This is a genomic window from Streptomyces arenae, assembly GCF_022343545.1.
In the GTDB taxonomy this organism is placed as follows: Bacteria; Actinomycetota; Actinomycetes; order Streptomycetales; family Streptomycetaceae; genus Streptomyces; species Streptomyces humi.
The window spans coordinates 78,300-93,889 of sequence record NZ_JAKQYH010000047.1 but is presented as its reverse complement, the minus strand read 5'-3'; the positions used below and the strand labels follow the sequence as shown (position 1 = coordinate 93,889).

General features: G+C 72.5%; 13 protein-coding genes and 1 riboswitch. Of the genes, 8 read left to right on the top strand and 5 right to left on the bottom strand.

What is annotated here, in order from left to right; all coding sequences use genetic code 11:
• Nucleotides 1-92 precede the first annotated feature (92 nt).
• A riboswitch (cyclic di-AMP (ydaO/yuaA leader) is annotated at nucleotides 93-256 on the top strand.
• A 12-nt stretch (nucleotides 257-268) separates the two neighbouring features.
• Nucleotides 269-1,024, top strand: coding sequence for a M23 family metallopeptidase (locus MB828_RS20935; RefSeq protein WP_133028094.1), 756 nt, complete (start codon nucleotides 269-271; stop codon nucleotides 1,022-1,024).
• 191 nt (nucleotides 1,025-1,215) lie between these two features.
• Complete coding sequence (locus MB828_RS20930; RefSeq protein ID WP_301649523.1) at nucleotides 1,216-1,911, top strand: GntR family transcriptional regulator; 696 nt, start codon at nucleotides 1,216-1,218, stop codon at nucleotides 1,909-1,911.
• Nucleotides 1,912-2,220: 309 nt separating this feature from the next.
• Here MB828_RS20930 and MB828_RS20925 read toward each other — a convergent pair whose 3' ends face one another.
• A complete protein-coding gene (locus MB828_RS20925) occupies nucleotides 2,221-2,502 on the bottom strand; it encodes an HPr family phosphocarrier protein (RefSeq protein ID WP_046728689.1) in 282 nt (93 codons plus the stop codon).
• 177 nt (nucleotides 2,503-2,679) lie between these two features.
• Here MB828_RS20925 and MB828_RS20920 point away from each other — a divergent pair, with 177 nt between their 5' ends.
• The 4 genes from MB828_RS20920 to MB828_RS20905 all read left to right on the top strand — a co-directional run bounded on the left by MB828_RS20920 (nucleotide 2,680) and on the right by MB828_RS20905 (nucleotide 8,177).
• The gene (locus tag MB828_RS20920; RefSeq protein WP_301649522.1) at nucleotides 2,680-5,616 is read left to right on the top strand and encodes a bifunctional GNAT family N-acetyltransferase/acetate--CoA ligase family protein; all 2,937 of its coding nucleotides are present in this window, start codon (nucleotides 2,680-2,682) and stop codon (nucleotides 5,614-5,616) included.
• Nucleotides 5,617-5,697: 81 nt separating this feature from the next.
• A complete protein-coding gene (locus MB828_RS20915) occupies nucleotides 5,698-6,294 on the top strand; it encodes a DUF5998 family protein (protein ID WP_046728691.1) in 597 nt (198 codons plus the stop codon).
• Nucleotides 6,294-7,487 carry an alkaline phosphatase family protein gene (locus MB828_RS20910; protein WP_430381407.1) on the top strand — a complete coding sequence of 398 codons (1,194 nt, stop codon included), beginning with the start codon at nucleotides 6,294-6,296 and terminating at the stop codon, nucleotides 7,485-7,487. Before MB828_RS20915 ends, MB828_RS20910 begins: the two co-directional genes overlap by 1 nt.
• A gap of 42 nt (nucleotides 7,488-7,529) precedes the next feature.
• Nucleotides 7,530-8,177: a thymidine kinase gene (locus MB828_RS20905; protein WP_133028090.1), complete on the top strand. Its 648-nt coding sequence runs from the start codon at nucleotides 7,530-7,532 to the stop codon at nucleotides 8,175-8,177.
• Nucleotides 8,178-8,201: 24 nt separating this feature from the next.
• Here MB828_RS20905 and MB828_RS20900 read toward each other — a convergent pair whose 3' ends face one another.
• Nucleotides 8,202-9,002, bottom strand: coding sequence for a VOC family protein (locus MB828_RS20900; RefSeq protein ID WP_301649521.1), 801 nt, complete (start codon nucleotides 9,000-9,002; stop codon nucleotides 8,202-8,204).
• Nucleotides 9,003-9,315: 313 nt separating this feature from the next.
• Here MB828_RS20900 and MB828_RS20895 point away from each other — a divergent pair, with 313 nt between their 5' ends.
• Nucleotides 9,316-10,158 (top strand): sulfurtransferase, encoded by an 843-nt coding sequence (locus MB828_RS20895; RefSeq protein WP_301649520.1) that lies wholly within the window; start codon nucleotides 9,316-9,318, stop codon nucleotides 10,156-10,158.
• An 82-nt stretch (nucleotides 10,159-10,240) separates the two neighbouring features.
• On the opposite strand, the gene sepH is transcribed toward MB828_RS20895, so the two are convergent.
• The 3 genes from sepH to MB828_RS20880 all read right to left on the bottom strand — a co-directional run bounded on the left by sepH (nucleotide 10,241) and on the right by MB828_RS20880 (nucleotide 14,298).
• Nucleotides 10,241-11,278, bottom strand: coding sequence for a septation protein SepH (gene sepH / locus MB828_RS20890; RefSeq protein WP_046728696.1), 1,038 nt, complete (start codon nucleotides 11,276-11,278; stop codon nucleotides 10,241-10,243).
• Between the two features lie 502 nt (nucleotides 11,279-11,780).
• Complete coding sequence (locus tag MB828_RS20885) at nucleotides 11,781-13,100, bottom strand: D-arabinono-1,4-lactone oxidase (RefSeq protein WP_133028087.1); 1,320 nt, start codon at nucleotides 13,098-13,100, stop codon at nucleotides 11,781-11,783.
• On the bottom strand, nucleotides 13,060-14,298 hold the full coding sequence (locus MB828_RS20880; RefSeq protein ID WP_301649519.1) for an MFS transporter: 1,239 nt from the start codon (nucleotides 14,296-14,298) through the stop codon (nucleotides 13,060-13,062). Before MB828_RS20880 ends, MB828_RS20885 begins: the two co-directional genes overlap by 41 nt.
• A gap of 159 nt (nucleotides 14,299-14,457) precedes the next feature.
• On the opposite strand from MB828_RS20880, the gene MB828_RS20875 reads away from it, so the two are divergent.
• Complete coding sequence (locus MB828_RS20875; protein ID WP_133028085.1) at nucleotides 14,458-15,585, top strand: ferrochelatase; 1,128 nt, start codon at nucleotides 14,458-14,460, stop codon at nucleotides 15,583-15,585.
• Nucleotides 15,586-15,590: the final 5 nt, after the last annotated feature.

Sequence of the window (15,590 nt, the reverse complement as noted above, 5' to 3'; positions counted from 1 at the left end):
TACAAAAACCGCGATCCGTTTGAGTCTTGAAAGAACGCCCCCGTAGGTTCCTTCGGGCTGTCCGTCAGGCACCGCGCCGCATCCGCGGCACCGGACAGTCATCGCCGAGTCCCCGTCCGGCGCGAGCCAGGGGAGCCGGGGACCCACGCAGTCCCTGGGGTGAATCGGGCGCCCGCGTGTCTCGCGAGGGGGCCCGTAGGAGACCTTCCTGCTCCGAACCCGTCAGCTAACCCGGTAGGCGAGAGGGAAGGAAAGGACCAGCCTCTACATGGCGTTCATGTGCGCCTCCGGGAAGCACCGTCGTCCCGGCCGGGTGAAGCGCACCACCGCGCAGGCCGCCGGCATCGCGGCCCTCACCACCACCGGTGTCATCGGCACCGTCTCCGCCGCCCCGGCGCTCGCCGCCGAGAACTCCGTCGAGCAGACCGGCCTCACCCCGGTCATCACGGTCAGCGACTCGGTCGCCGACCAGATCGACGCCCAGGCCGCCGCCCAGCAGGCCGCCGCCGAACGCAAGGCCGCCGAGCAGGCCGCCCGCGAGGAGGCCGCGGCGCGGGCCAAGAAGGAGCGCGAGGCCAAGGCACGCGCCGCGCGGGAGGCCGAACGCAAGCGCCTCAACGCCTTCGTCGCGCCGATCAGCGGCTCGTACGTCTCCACCGGCTACAAGACCGGCGGCTCCCTGTGGTCCTCCGGCTCCCACACCGGCATCGACTTCCACGCCGCCAGTGGCACGGTCGTGCACGCGGTCGGCACCGGCACGGTCGTCTCCACCGGCTGGGGCGGGGCGTACGGCAACCAGATCGTCATCAAGATGGCCGACGGCATGTACACCCAGTACGGCCACCTGTCGTCCATAGGCGTCTCGGTGGGCCAGCGGGTCACCCCCGGCCAGCAGATCGGCCTCTCCGGTTCCACCGGCAACACGACCGGCCCCCACCTCCACTTCGAGGCCCGCACGACCGCGGAGTACGGCTCCGACGTCGACCCGGTCGCCTACCTCCGCAAGCACGGCGTGAACGTCTGACGTCCGCTCTTACGGCGACACCTCCGAAGCCCCGGCAGCCCGCCGGGGCTTTCGCCGTTTTCGCGCCGTCCGCTGTCCAAAAAATACGCATGGATTCCGACCCGCCTTCGGAAATTCCCGCCCATTGCAATAGAGTCACGGAACCGGCGTCACTCGGCGGCGTTTCACGGGGATTAAGGCGGAGGTCGGACATGCGTATTCCGGCGCACTCGGTATGCACGGCGATCCGGGACGACATCGTCGCGGGTGTCTACGAGCGGGGCGGCCGGCTCACCGAGGAACTCCTGGCCCGCCGCTACGGCGTCTCGCGCGTCCCCGTCCGCGAGGCGCTGCGCACCCTGGAGGCCGAGGGCTTCGTCGTGACCCGCCGGCACGCGGGCGCGTGCGTCGCCGAACCGACCGAGCACGAGGCCGCCGACCTGCTGGAGATGCGCCTCCTGCTGGAGCCGCTCGGCGCCGCCCGGGCCGCCCAGCGCCGCACCGAGGCCCACCTCAAGGTGTTGCGCGGGCTGGTCAGGCTGGGTCAGGAGCGGGCCAGGAGGGGCAACAGCGACGATCTGCGCTCACTGGGCGGCTGGTTCCACGAGACGCTCGCCCAGGCCTCCGGCAGCCAGGCACTGACCTCGACGCTCACCCAGCTGCGGCACAAGATCGCCTGGATGTACACCGTGGAGGCACCGGTCAGCCCGGCGGACTCCTGGGCGGAGCACGGCGTGATCGTGGACGCGGTGGCGCGCGGCGACGGTGAGCGCGCGCGGGCGGTCACGGCCCTGCACACCGAGCGCTCGACGGCCGCCCACCGGCTCCGTTTTCCCGGCGCCACCGAACGCGCGAACGGTGTGAGGACTTCGCAACACCCCGTAAACATGTCGGGCCTGCGGCATTAACACGCGAGCCGTATACAAAGAGGTGCTATTCGGTGGGGCGTTATTCCGCTGCCCCAATTCAGGCCTGCCGTGAATTCACGGAGGTTCCGCTTTCGCGCGCCCTTCGTAAAGTCACGCTCGCGTTCGCCGTAAAGCCGCGTCCGCACTTGTCGTAAAGCCGCGCCACGCTCGTCATATCGAGGTGCGCGCTCGTTGTGGAGCCGTGCGCGCGGTTGCCGCAGAAGTAGGGCGCGCGGTGGCTTCGTGGAACGGGCGAGGCCGCGCCGGCCCCGGAGGGGCGACGCGGCCTCGGCCGTGGTGCGCGGGTGCTCAGACGGTCTCGGGGAGTTCCTCGAGGCCCTCGGCGACCAGCTTGGCCAGGCGGTCGAGGGCGGCGTCCGCGCCCTCGGCGTCGGAGGCGAGGACGATCTCCTCGCCGCCCCGGGCGCCCAGGCCCAGGACAGCCAGCATGGAGGCCGCGTTGACGGGGTTGCCGTCGGCCTTGGCGATCGTCACCGGGACGCCTGTGGCCGTGGCGGCTCGGACGAAGATGGAAGCGGGGCGGGCGTGAAGGCCCTCGGCCCAGCCGACGTTGACGCGGCGCTCAGCCATGTGATGCTGCCCTTCGGTTTTCAGGGTTGTCTAGACCAGTTTCCCATATCGTGAAGCATGCCCGGAGGGGACACGGATCCCGTCCGGGTGTGTCGTCGGACCGCGGCCTCGGCCCGACTTCCGTCCTCCACAGACTGCCTCGCGCCGTTGTCGGACGCGAGCCGTACTCTGGGGCCCATGCAGACCCCGGCGGACCGGCAGGACCGGCACGAGTACCCCGCCCACTGGGAGGCGGACGTGGTGCTGCGCGACGGGGGTACCGCGCGCATCCGGCCCATCACCGTCGATGACGCCGACCGTCTGGTCAGCTTCTACGAGCAGGTGTCGGACGAGTCGAAGTACTACCGCTTCTTCGCGCCCTACCCCAGGCTCTCCGCCAAGGACGTCCACCGCTTCACGCACCACGACTTTGTGGACAGGGTGGGACTCGCGGCCACCATCGGCGGCGAGTTCATCGCCACCGTACGCTATGACCGCATTGGCGCCGACGGGACGCCCGCCTCGGCCCCCGCCGACGAGGCCGAGGTCGCCTTCCTCGTCCAGGACGCCCACCAGGGCCGTGGGGTCGCCTCCGCCCTCCTGGAGCACATCGCGGCCGTCGCGCGGGAGCGCGGGATCCGCCGGTTCGCGGCCGAGGTGCTGCCCGCCAACAGCAAGATGATCAAGGTGTTCACGGACGCCGGCTACACCCAGAGGCGCAGCTTCGAGGACGGCGTGGTCCGCCTGGAGTTCGGCCTGGAGCCCACGGACCGCTCGGTCGCCGTCCAGCGGGCCCGGGAGCAGCGCGCCGAGGCCCGTTCGGTACGACGGCTGCTGGCGCCCGGCTCCGTGGCCGTGATCGGGGTGGGCCGGGCGCCCGGCGGGGTCGGCCGCGGCGTCCTCGGCAACCTCCGGGGCGCCGGGTTCACCGGCAGCCTGCACGCCGTGAACCGCGCCTTCCCGGAGGACCTGAAGGAGGTCGACGGGGTACAGGCGCACCGTTCCGTGCGGGAGATCGACGCACCGGTGGACCTCGCGGTCGTCGCCGTACCGGCCGACCAGGTCCTGGACGTCGTCACCGAGTGCGGGGAACACGGGGTCCAGGGCCTCGTCGTCCTGACCGCCGGCTACGCGGAGAGCGGGCCCGACGGCCGCGAACGCCAGCGTGAACTGGTCCGGCACGCGCGCACGTACGGGATGCGGATCATCGGGCCCAACGCCTTCGGCGTCGTCAACACCGCGGACGACGTCCGGCTGAACGCCTCCCTCGCCCCCGAGATGCCCCGCCCCGGCCGCATCGGCCTGTTCGCCCAGTCCGGCGCCATCGGCATCGCCCTGCTGTCCCGGCTGCACCGGCGGGGCGGGGGAGTCACCGGCGTCACCGGCATCTCCACGTTCGTGTCGTCGGGCAACCGCGCGGACGTCTCCGGCAACGACGTCCTCCAGTACTGGTACGACGACCCCGAGACCGACGTCGTCCTCATGTACCTGGAGTCCATCGGCAACCCCCGCAAGTTCACCCGGCTCTCGCGGCGCACGGCCGCGGCCAAACCACTGGTCGTGGTGCAGGGCGCGGGCTCGGCGCCGCAGGGGCACGCGGTACGGGCGACGCGGCTGCCGCACGCCACGGTGTCCGCGCTGCTGCGGCAGGCCGGGGTGATCCGCGTCGACACGATCACCGAGCTGGTCGACGCGGGGCTGCTGCTCGCCCGGCAGCCGTTGCCCGCCGGGCCGCGGGTGGCGATCCTCGGGAACTCCGAGTCGCTGGGGTTGCTCACGTACGACCGCTGCCTGGCAGAGGGGCTGCGCCCGGACCGGCCGCTGGACCTCACGACCGGGGCGACCGCGGCCGACTTCCACCGGGCGCTGGCCCGGGCGCTGGCGGACGAGTCCTGCGACGCGGTGGTGGTGACGGCGATACCGGCGATCGGGGAGGGCGCGGTCGAGGACGCGGAGCTGGCGGAGGCGCTCAGGTCGGCGGCCGAGGCGGTGCCCGGGAAACCCGTGCTGGTGGTGCACGTGGAGCTCGGTGGCCTCGCGGAGGCACTCTCGGCAGCGGGCCGCACCGCCCCCCAGACACCCGCACCCCCCACCACCGCCACACCGGCACCCACCACCGCCACCACCACGCCCCCCGGCCCCGGCACCACGGCACCCGCCACCCCCGGCGCCACGCCCCCCGGCCCCGGCGGCGCGACGACGCCCGTCGTCGGCGGCGGTGGTGACCTTCGTCCCGCGGAACGTGTGTCCGCCGTCGTGAGCCATTCGTACTCCCGGCTCATCCCCGCCTACCCCGCCGCCGAGAGGGCCGTGCGGGCCCTCGCCGAGGCGGTGAAGTACGCGCGGTGGCGGCGGGAGGCCGCCGAGCCCGGACGAGTGCCCGAGTACGACGACATCGACGAGAAGGGGGCCGCCGAGCTGATCGGCGCGCTGCTGGAGCATGGGCAGGGGCTCACCCTCGGTGTCGAGGAGACCTGCGCGCTGCTCGGCAAGTACGGCATCGACGTGCACCGAGCGCTGCCCGCGGCCGACCCCGACGCCGGCGTCCGGGCCGCCCGGGACCTCGGCTACCCCGTCGCCCTCAAGGCTACCGCTCCTCATCTGCGCCACCGCGCCGACCTGGGCGGTGTCCGCCTCGAGCTCGCCGACGAGGAACAACTGCGCAGGGCCTACGCGGAGTTGGCACAGCTGTTCGGGCCGCCGGAGGAGCTGCGCCCGGTGGTGCAGCGGATGGCGCCCCGGGGCGTGGACACCGTCGTACGGGCCGTGATCGACCCGGCGGCCGGAGCCGTGCTGTCGTTCGGGCTCGCCGGGGCCGCCTCGGAGCTGCTCGACGACATGGCGCACCGGCTGGTTCCGGTCACCGACCGGGACGCGGCCTCACTGGTGCGGTCGATCCGGACCGCACCCCTGCTGTTCGGCTGGCGCGGCTCGGCCCCCGCCGACACGCCCGCCCTGGAGGAGCTGCTGCTCCGGGTGTCCCGGCTGGTCGACGACCACCCGGAGGTGGTGGCGGTCACCCTGGAGCCCGTCGTGGTCGCCCGGCACGGGGTGAGCGTCCTGGGTGCCACGGTCCGCCTCGCACCCCCGCCGGCCCGCGACGATCTCGGCCCCCGCACGCTCCCCGCCTACTGAGGGCCGCGAACGCCCGCACCCGGCGGCGGCGTTCGAGGAGGTCCGCGCGACTGGCCCGGGCCCCCTTGCCCACGGATTAGGATGGACGCCATGGCCAAGACCAGTACGACGACCCAGGGGCTGCGCGTCGCGATCGAGCGCAGCGGCTACTACCCGGCCCTCGTGGCCGAGGCGGTGGAGGCTGCCGTGGGCGGTGAGCCGATCCGGTCGTACCTGGTCCACCAGGAGACGACGTTCGACCAGAACGAGGTGCGGCGGCACGTCACCGTGCTCGTCCTCACCGGCAACCGCTTCATCGTCAGCCACACCGACGAGCAGGCCGCCGACAGCACCTCCCCGACGCCGTACGCCACCACCTCGACGGAGTCGGTCAAGCTCGGCCGGATCTCGTCGGTCGTGGTCAGCCGGGTGGTGGCCAACCCGGAGCAGTACACGCCGGGCACCCTGCCGCGCGAGATCGTGCTGACCATCGGCTGGGGGGCCGTCGCCCGGATCGACCTGGAGCCCGCCGCCTGCGGCGACCCCAACTGCGAGGCCGACCACGGCTACACGGGCAGCTCCACGGCGGACGACCTCAGCCTGCGCGTGAGCGAGGCCGGGGACGGCCCGGAGACGGTGCGTCAGGCACTCGCCTTCGCACAGGCCATCTCCGAGGCGACCGCGGACGTCACCCGCTGATGGCGTACGCCGCCTGGGACCATCCGGAACCCCTCACCCTCGGCTCCGCGCCGCTGCCCGAGTACGGCAGCGGTTCCCTCGCCGACCTCCTGCCCACCCTGGCCGCGGGCATGTCCGTCCCCGGAATGACCGCGTCGATCACCGAGCTGACGCCCGCCGACCGCAACTGCGTCTTCCTGATCGACGGGCTGGGCTGGGAGCAGATCAGGGCCCACCCGGACGAGGCGCCCTTCCTGACCTCGCTGCTCGGCAGCTCGCGCGGCGGGACGGGACGGCCGATCACCGCCGGCTACCCGGCGACCACCGCGACCTCCCTCGCCTCCGTGGGCACCGGCCTGCCGCCCGGCGCGCACGGCCTGCCCGGCTACACGGTCCGCAACCCGGAGACCAGGGAGCTGATGAACCAGCTCCGCTGGCAGCCCTGGACCGACCCGGCCGCCTGGCAGCCGTACCCCACCGTCTTCCAGCTCGCCCAGGCCGCCGGTGTGCACTCCGCCCAGGTGTCCTCGCCGACCTTCGAGCGCACCCCGCTCACCAAGGTCGCGCTCAGCGGCGGAACGTTTCACGGGCGGCTGACCGGCGAGGAGCGGATGGACCTCGCCGCGGAGCAGCTCGCCGCCGCCGACCGTGCCCTCGTGTACACGTACTACGCCGAACTGGACGGCGCCGGGCACCGCTACGGCGTCGACTCCGACACCTGGCGCGGCCAGCTGATGCACGTCGACCGGCTGGTGCAGCGGCTCGCCGAGCAGTTGCCGTCGCGCAGCGCGCTCTATGTCACCGCCGACCACGGCATGGTCGACATCCCGTTCGACGAGCAGCACCGCATCGACTTCGACGAGGACTGGGAGCTGCGGGCCGGGGTCGCCCTGCTCGGCGGGGAGGGCCGGGCCCGGCACGTGTACGCGGTGCCGGGCGCGGAGAACGACGTGCTGACCTGCTGGCGCGAGGTCCTCGGCGAGCAGTTCTGGGTGGCCTCGCGGGAGGAGGCGATCACAGCGGGCTGGTTCGGCCCGCCGGACCGGTTCGACGACCGGGTGTACGAGCGGATCGGTGACGTGGTCGCGGCCGCGCACGACGACGTCCTGATCATCGCCTCCGAGCGGGAGCCCAAGGAGTCGGCGATGGTCGGCAACCACGGTTCCATGACCCCCGCCGAGCAGCTGGTGCCGCTGCTCGAAGTACGCTCCTGACCCCCACTGACCCACATCTCGCCGAAAGGTGCTCGATCCTCCATGCCCGAGCTGGTGTTCTTCTCCGGAACGATGGACTGCGGGAAGTCGACGCTTGCTCTGCAGATCGAGCACAACCGCTCGGCGCGCGGTCTCGTCGGCATGATCTTCAGCCGCGACGACCGCGCGGGCCACGGCAAGCTGTCCTCCCGCCTGGGCCTGGTCACGGACGCCGTGGAGGTCGAGGACGAGCAGGACCTGTACGCCTACCTCGTCGACCATCTCTCCCAGGGCGGCCGTGCCGACTACGTCATCGCCGACGAGGCGCAGTTCCTGGCACCGGAGCAGATCGACCAGCTCGCGCGCGTGGTGGACGATCTGGGGCTGGACGTCTACGCGTTCGGCATCACCACGGACTTCCGGTCCAAGCTGTTCCCCGGCTCCCAGCGGCTGGTGGAGCTGGCCGATCGCGTCGAGGTCCTCCAGGTCGAGGCCCTGTGCTGGTGCGGTGCCCGCGCCACCCACAACGCCCGTACGGTCGGCGGGGAGATGGTCGTCGAGGGTGCGCAGGTGGTCGTGGGCGACGTCAACGGGTCGGCCGGGGAGGTCGGTTACGAGGTGCTCTGCCGGCGCCATCACCGGCGCCGGATGACCGCGGCGTCGGCCCGCGCGGCGGCCCTGTCCCCGGACGTGCTCCCGGTCACCACCTAGGGCGACGCGGCACCGACCGGCGCGTCAGCGCGGGCTCTGGATCACCGAGAAGACCGCGCCCTCCGGGTCGGACACCGTGGCGACCCGGCCGTGTGCGCTGTCCCGGGCCGGCTTCAGGACCAGCCCGCCCAGCGCGGTGACCTCGCGCACCGTCGAGTCCGCGTCGGCCACCTCGAAGTAGGTGAGCCAGTGCGGCCCCCGGTCGCGGGGCAGGGAGAGGCCGACGCCGTGGATGCCGGCCACCGGGCGGCCTCCGACGTGCAGGGTGACGTAGTCGAAGTCGGCGGACACCACCGGCTCCTCCTCGTAGCCGAACACGGTCTCGTAGAACTTGGCGACGCCGCCGGTGTCATAGGTGAGCAACTCGTCCCAGACGGGGGTGCCGTGGACTCCGCTGACCGCCGTGCCGAGGTGGGCCGACGCCTGCCAGATGCCGAACACCGCGCCCGACGGGTCCGAGCCGATGGCCATCCGCCCGGCCTCGGCCGCGTCCAGCGGGCCGACACCCACGGTGCCGCCGCACAGCCGTACCGTCTCGGCCGTATGGTCCACGTCGTCCGAGGCGAAGTAAGGGGTCCAGGCGATCGGCAGCTCTAGGTCCGGCGGCAGTTGGCCGATGTCCGCGACCTCCCGTCCGTCGAGCAGGGCCCGGACACTGGGGCCGAGTTGCTGGGGGCCGGGCTCGAACTCCCAGCCGAACAGCGCTCCGTAGAACTCCTCGGTCGTGGTCAATCCGTGCACCATCAGACTCACCCAGCAGGGGGTGCCGGGTGCGCGCCGGGCGTGCGTGCCGTTCGCGCCGGCCGATCCCCGTACCTCGGTCATCGTCACTCTCTCCTCGGCCCCTCGCGGTGGCCGTGTCGCTTCCGCGCTGCGGACCGGTCGTACCGCAGCCGCGGGCACGCCCCGTGGCTGGGCTCGCACCCTCCGTGGCGACTTGTGTCCACGGCTGGGGGGCGGCTTCGCCGCGAGGATGCCTGGTCTGCCGTTTCTCGCCCGTTTCCGGTCGACTGTCGCCGGGTGTCCATCAGCTGTACAGCACGTGCCCGATCCCGTACGCGGGGTGATCGAGCCTGTCCGGCCGAGCAGAGTAGTCGTACCTGGACGCCGCGGCCACCCCTGGCGTAAGGATGGGGCCATGGAAGCCATCATCACCGCAACCGAACTCGCCGACGCCCTGACGGGGCCGAACCCGCCCGTCCTGCTGGACGTCCGCTGGCGGTTGACCACACCCGGAGCCCCGGCCTTCGACGGCCGGGCCGCGTACACGGAGGGCCATCTGCCGGGCGCCGTCTTCGTGGAGCTGGACGGGGAACTCGCCTCCGCGCCCGGCGAGAACGGCCGGCATCCGCTGCCCGACCTGGCCGTCTTCGGCGCGGCGATGCGCCGCGCGGGCGTCTCGGCGGACCTGCCGGTCGTCGTCTACGACGGGGGGCAGGGCTGGGCCGCAGCGCGCGCCTGGTGGCTGCTGCGCTGGACGGGTCACCCGGACGTGCGGGTCCTCGACGGCGGGTTGCCGTCCTGGCAGGGCGCTCTTTCGACTGACGTGCCCGCCCCGGTCCAGGGTGACTTCGAACCGGCGCCGGGCGCCACCGAGTTGCTCGACGCCGACGGGGCGGCCGCACTGGCCCGCTCGGGTGTGCTGCTCGACGCCCGCGCGGGGGAGCGGTACCGAGGTGAGGTGGAGCCGATCGACCGGGTCGGCGGACACATCCCGGGTGCGGTGTCGGCGCCGACCACCGAGAACGTCGGCCCGGACGGCCGTTTCCTGCCCGCCGCCGAACTCCAGGACCGTTTCAAGGGCTTGGGCGCCGCCCAGGGGGCCGAGGTCGGGGTGTACTGCGGTTCGGGCGTATCGGGCGCCCACGAGGTGCTGGCGCTGGCCGTCGCCGGGATCCCCGCCGCGCTCTACGTCGGTTCCTGGTCGGAGTGGTCGGCCGACCCGTCCCGCCCGGTCGCGGTCGGCCCCGACCCGCAGTAGGCCGGTACGGCCCGCCACGGGACGGCATGAGGAAGGGGGCACGCGCGCGTGCCCCCTTCCTCGTACGGTCACAGGACCGCTGTCACTCCTGCTTCTTGCGGCGCGTACCGAAGACGATCTCGTCCCAGCTCGGTACGGCGGCCCGGCGCCCCGGGCGGACGCCGTCGGCCTCGGCCTGGCGGTCGGTGGCGCCGATCAGCCGGTCGCGGTGGGCGCCGACGGAACGGGGCATGAGGACGTCCGCGTAGGCGGACCCGGCCGAGGCCGCGGGGGCCGGCGGCTCCTCGGGCACCGGTTCCTCGACGGGCTCCTCCTGGGGCTCCGCCGGGCGTTCCGGCACCACCATGTCGCCCCGGAAGCTCGGCACCGCCTCCAACAGGCTGGTCAGCGAGTCGCGTTCACCGACCGTCTCCTCGACCGGCTCGGACGACTGTGCGGGCAGGCTCGGCCGCTCGCGGTCCCGGTCGCCGGGGCGGTCCAGCGGCCGGTCACGCGGCAGCCGCGCGATCCGGGGCACGAACGGAAAGCTGGGCTCCGGTACGGCGAGGTCGTCGGACTCGCCGATCAGCGAGCGCGCCTCGTCGTCGACCGCCTGGACGAGCCGCCGGGGCGGGTCGTAGGTCCAGCTCGCCGAGTGCGGTTCGCCCGCGACCCGGTAGACGAGCAGGACCTCCCAGGTGCCGTCGTCGCGGCGCCAGGAGTCCCACTGGACGGTGTCCTTCTCGGCGCCGCGCAGCACCAGCCGCTCCTGCACGGCCTCGCCGAGCAGCGGACCGGAGTTCTCGCCGGGCCGGCGGACGGGCGTCTTGCGGGCCCGTTCGGCCATGAAGGCGCGTTCGGCCAGTACCGGACCCTCGAAGCGCCGCACCCGGTCGACGGGGATCCCGGCGAGCTGCGCGACCTCTTCCGCCGTCGCGCCCGCACGTATCCGCGCCTGGATGTCTCGCGGCCGGAGATGGCTCTCGACCTCGATCTCGATCTGACCGAGCCGGGGCCGGTCGCCGCGTACGGCGGCCCGGAGCCGTTCGTCGATCGGAAGGGTGTACTCCGTAGAGTCGGCAGCCTTGAGCACCAGCCGTGTGCCGTCATTGGAGACGGCCACGACACGCAGTTCGGGCATGGGGACCTCCCGGGTGGTGCCTGCCGACGTCACGTGCGTCGCTGCTTCCGCTAGTCGAGTGTGGCCTGCCCGGGTGCAGCCTGCCACAACCTTGCCGAGTTGCCCGGCGTGTCGGGCACGGGCCCGGGAACGCCGTTATGGCACGGTTACCTATTCGCAACGCTAAGTGACCAACTCCGTCACCCTGTGCAACGAGCCCCCCTCCCGGCGGTCCTGCAAGGCCCCGGACACCCTGGCGGGAGACCGGACCCAGGGCTCGCAACAGTACTCCATTTGGGCCACGTGCGTGGATTGGCGCGCCGCCGAACTTCTGGCAACAACCGCTCTCCGGCCGTCGGTTGCCCGTTTCCAGGAATCTTGAACGTGGCGTACTTCACGTAATCCCCGGAAACGGAACCAATTGTTTCGTTCGTACGTCCCCTTCTTGCGTGGCCGGTCGAACAAGTACCGGAAGGCCGGGGCCACTTCACCTGCCCGTCGTCGCCCCGGTCGCCGGCGCTGCCTACTGCCCCAGAACCCGCCGCAGGTAGTCGTTCTGGAACAGCCGGTCCGGGTCGAGCCGGTCCCGCAGTGCCGTGAACTCGCCGAAGCGCGGGTAGACCTCGGCGAAGTAGCCCGCGTCGCGGGTGTGCACCTTGCCCCAGTGCGGGCGCCCCTCGTGCGCGGTGAAGATCCGCTCGGCGGCCGTGAAGTAGGCCTGGTACGGGGTGCCCCGGTACATGTGCACGGCGATGTAGGCGCTGTCGCGGGCGGACGCGGTGGACAGGGCGATGTCGTCGGCGGGGGCGGTGCGGACCTCCACCGGGTAGCTGATCCGGAGATCCGAACGGTCGACCATGGCCTTGAGTTCCCGCAGCGTGTCCACCAGGGCCGCGCGCGGGACGGCGTACTCCATCTCGACGAACCGTACCCGGCGGGGTGACGTGAAGACCTTGTAAGGGATGTCGGTGTACGTCCGTGCGGACCACGCCCGGGTGGAGATCCGCGCGATGGCCGGGATGCTGGCGGGGGCCGCGCGGCCGACCGTGTTCACCGCCTGCCAGAGGCCGTTGGCGACGAACTCGTCCTCGAACCAGCCGGACAGCCGGCCCACCGGCTGCGCCGGACCGGCGCTGCGGTTGTTGCGCTTGGTGTTGGTCGACGCGGTGTGCGGGAACCAGTAGAACTCGAAGTGCTCGTTCTCCGTGCTGTGTTCCTCGAACTCGGCGAGCACCCGGTCGAAGGGCATCGGCTCCTCGCGCGCGGTGAGCAGGAAGAGCGGCTCCACGGCGAAGGTGATCGCGGTGACGATGCCGAGGGCGCCCAGCCCGATCCGGGCGGCCGCGAAGACCTCCGGATTCTCCTTCTCCGAACACGTGAGCACCGACCCGTCGGCGGTGACCAGTTCGAGTTCCCTGATCTGGGCGGCGAGCGAGGCGGACTCGCGGCCGGTGCCGTGGGTGCCGGTGCTGGTGGCCCCGGAGACCGTCTGCTCCATGATGTCGCCCATGTTGGTCAGCGACAGGCCCTCACGGGCCAGGGCCACGTTGAGTCTCTTGAGCGGGGTGCCGGCCTCGACCGTGACGGTCATGGCCTTGCGGTCGATGTCGCGGATGCCCGTCAGCAGTTGAGGGCGGATCGAGAGACCGTCGGTGGCGGCGATCGCGGTGAAGGAGTGGCCGCTGCCGACCGCCTTCACCTTCAGGCCGTCCTCCGCCGCCTGCCGTACGGCCGCGGCCAGCTCGTCCACGGAGGCGGGGGTGGCCTCCCGGGCGGGGCGGACGGTGACGTTCCCTCCCCAGTTACGCCACGTGCCGCTCTTGCCGCTCGCTGTGCTGCCCAACGGTGCCTCCCCGACGCGTGACCGGCCTGTTGAGCCGGCGGTACCCGAGGAAACCGACCGCGACCGCGACGGCCCCGGACACGGCCGGGACCCCGTACCCGGCACGGGCGCCGGCCGCGTCGATCACCCAGCCGGCGACCGAGGAGCCGAGCGCCACCCCGACCGCGAGGCCGGTGCTCACCCAGGTCATGCCCTCGGTGAGCTTCGCGCGTGGTACGTGCTCTTCGATGAGGGACATCGTCGTGATCATCGTCGGTGCGATGGACAGGCCCGAAACGAACAGCGCCACGGCCAGAAGCGGCAAGTTTCCGACCAGTAGGAGGGGGATCATACTCACGGCCATCGCACATATGCCCAGCAGCCACCTGCGTTCCGGCTTCCCCGCGAACCGCATCAGGCCGAAGACCACGCCCGCCGCGCAGGAGCCGGCCGCGTACAGGGCCAGGACCACGCTGGAGGCCCCCTTGTGGCCGCGCTCGTCGGCGAAGGCGACGGTCACCACGTCCACCGCTCCGAAGATCGCTCCGGTGGCCACGAAGGTCGCCACCAGCACCTGGAGGCCGGGGGCGCGCAGCGCCGAACCGCCGCCGTGGTGCTCGCGCGGGTGCGGCCGCGGTTCGGTGGCGTGCTGGGCGGTGAGCCAGAGGACGCCGGCCGCGAGGAAACCGGCGGCCAGCAGCGGGCCCGCCTCCGGGAACCAGGTCGTGGACAGTCCGATGGAGATGATCGGCCCGAAGATGAAGCAGATCTCGTCGACCACCGACTCGAACGAGTAGGCGGTGTGCAACTGCGGGGTGCCCCGGTACAGGGTGGCCCAGCGGGCCCGGATCATCGCGCCGAGGCTCGGCACCGCGCCGATCCCGGCCGCGCACACGAACAGCGCCCAGTCCGGCCACCCGTAGTGCGCGGCGGACAGCAGCCCGGCGGCCGCCGCGAGCGCGAGCAGCGTCGCGGGACGCAGCACCCGGCGCTGGCCGTACTGGTCGACCAGCCGGGACACCTGCGGGCCGATCGCGGCGGCGGACAGCGCGATGGTCGCGGAGAGCGCACCCGCGAGGCCGTACCGCCCGGTCAGCTGGGAGATCATCGTGACCACGCCGATGCCCATCATCGACAGCGGCATCCGGCCGACGAAGCCCGCGGCGGAGAAGGCCTTGGTGCCGGGTGCGGCGAACAGGGCGCGATAGGGGCTGGGCACGGGGGTCTCCGACGGCTGGGTAAGGCGTGACTGCGGCTGATACAGCTTACGAGCGGGGAGGGCCGGACGCACCTGCCGGGCGCCGGGGATAAACCTCCCGAATCCGACTCTTCACCCTCCTGTTTCCGGGCCGTCAGTGCCGGGTGGCAGGATCGGCTCATGCCAGACGCGCTCGATGCCACCCCCTACGACGCCCTGCTCCTGCTCTCCTTCGGCGGCCCGGAAGGCCCGGACGACGTGGTTCCGTTCCTGGAGAACGTGACCCGCGGGCGCGGTATCCCGAAGGAACGCCTCAAGGAGGTCGGGCAGCACTACTTCCTGTTCGGCGGGATCAGCCCGATCAACGACCAGAACCGCGCCCTGCTGGACGCCCTGCGCAAGGACTTCGCCGAGCACGGCCTGCACCTGCCGGTCTACTGGGGCAACCGCAACTGGGCCCCGTACCTGACGGACACCCTGCGGGAGATGGTCGCCGACGGCCGCCGCCGCGTCCTGGTGCTCGCCACCAGCGCCTACGCCTCCTACTCGGGCTGCCGCCAGTACCGCGAGAACCTCGCCGACTCGCTGGCCGCGCTGGAGGCCGAGGGCCTCGAACCGCCGAAGGTCGACAAGCTGCGGCACTACTTCAACCACCCCGGCTTCCTCGCCCCGATGATCGACGGCGTGCTGGACTCGCTCGCGGACCTCCCCGAGGACGTCCGCGCGGGCGCCCACATCGCGTTCACGACCCACTCCATCCCGACCGCGAGCGCCGACACCTCGGGCCCCGTCGAGGCCCACGGAGAGGGCGGTGCCTACGTCGAGGAGCACCTGGAGGTGGCCGAGCTGATCGCCGCCGCGGTCCGCGAGCGCACCGGCCGTGACCACCCCTGGCGGCTCGTCTACCAGTCCCGCTCCGGCGCCCCCCACATCCCCTGGCTGGAGCCCGACATCTGCGACCACCTGGAGGACCTGCACGGCGCCGGCGTCCCGGCCGTCGTCATGGCCCCCATCGGCTTCGTCTCCGACCACATGGAGGTCCTCTACGACCTCGACACGGAGGCCAGGGCCAAGGCCGAGGAGCTGGGGCTGCCGGTACGGCGGTCCGCGACCGTCGGGGACGACCCGAGGTTCGCCGCCGCCGTCCGGGACCTGGTCCTGGAGCGCGCGGCGGTGGAGAGCGGGCGCGAGGTCACGCCGTGCGCCCTCGGAGCGCTCGGCGCGAGCCACCACCTCTGCCCGGTCGGCTGCTGCCCGGCGCGGTCCGCCCGCCCGGCCGCCGCGGGCGCCGACAGCCCCTACGCGTAAGGAGC

Coding starts and splice junctions, on each gene's coding strand:
- MB828_RS20935 (WP_133028094.1), top strand. CDS start 269: ATGGCGTTCATGTGCGCCTCCGGGAAGCACCGTCGTCCCGGCCGGGTG.
- MB828_RS20930 (WP_301649523.1), top strand. CDS start 1,216: ATGCGTATTCCGGCGCACTCGGTATGCACGGCGATCCGGGACGACATC.
- MB828_RS20925 (WP_046728689.1), bottom strand. CDS start 2,502: ATGGCTGAGCGCCGCGTCAACGTCGGCTGGGCCGAGGGCCTTCACGCC.
- MB828_RS20920 (WP_301649522.1), top strand. CDS start 2,680: ATGCAGACCCCGGCGGACCGGCAGGACCGGCACGAGTACCCCGCCCAC.
- MB828_RS20915 (WP_046728691.1), top strand. CDS start 5,698: ATGGACGCCATGGCCAAGACCAGTACGACGACCCAGGGGCTGCGCGTC.
- MB828_RS20910 (WP_430381407.1), top strand. CDS start 6,294: ATGGCGTACGCCGCCTGGGACCATCCGGAACCCCTCACCCTCGGCTCC.
- MB828_RS20905 (WP_133028090.1), top strand. CDS start 7,530: ATGCCCGAGCTGGTGTTCTTCTCCGGAACGATGGACTGCGGGAAGTCG.
- MB828_RS20900 (WP_301649521.1), bottom strand. CDS start 9,002: ATGACCGAGGTACGGGGATCGGCCGGCGCGAACGGCACGCACGCCCGG.
- MB828_RS20895 (WP_301649520.1), top strand. CDS start 9,316: ATGGAAGCCATCATCACCGCAACCGAACTCGCCGACGCCCTGACGGGG.
- sepH (WP_046728696.1), bottom strand. CDS start 11,278: ATGCCCGAACTGCGTGTCGTGGCCGTCTCCAATGACGGCACACGGCTG.
- MB828_RS20875 (WP_133028085.1), top strand. CDS start 14,458: ATGCCAGACGCGCTCGATGCCACCCCCTACGACGCCCTGCTCCTGCTC.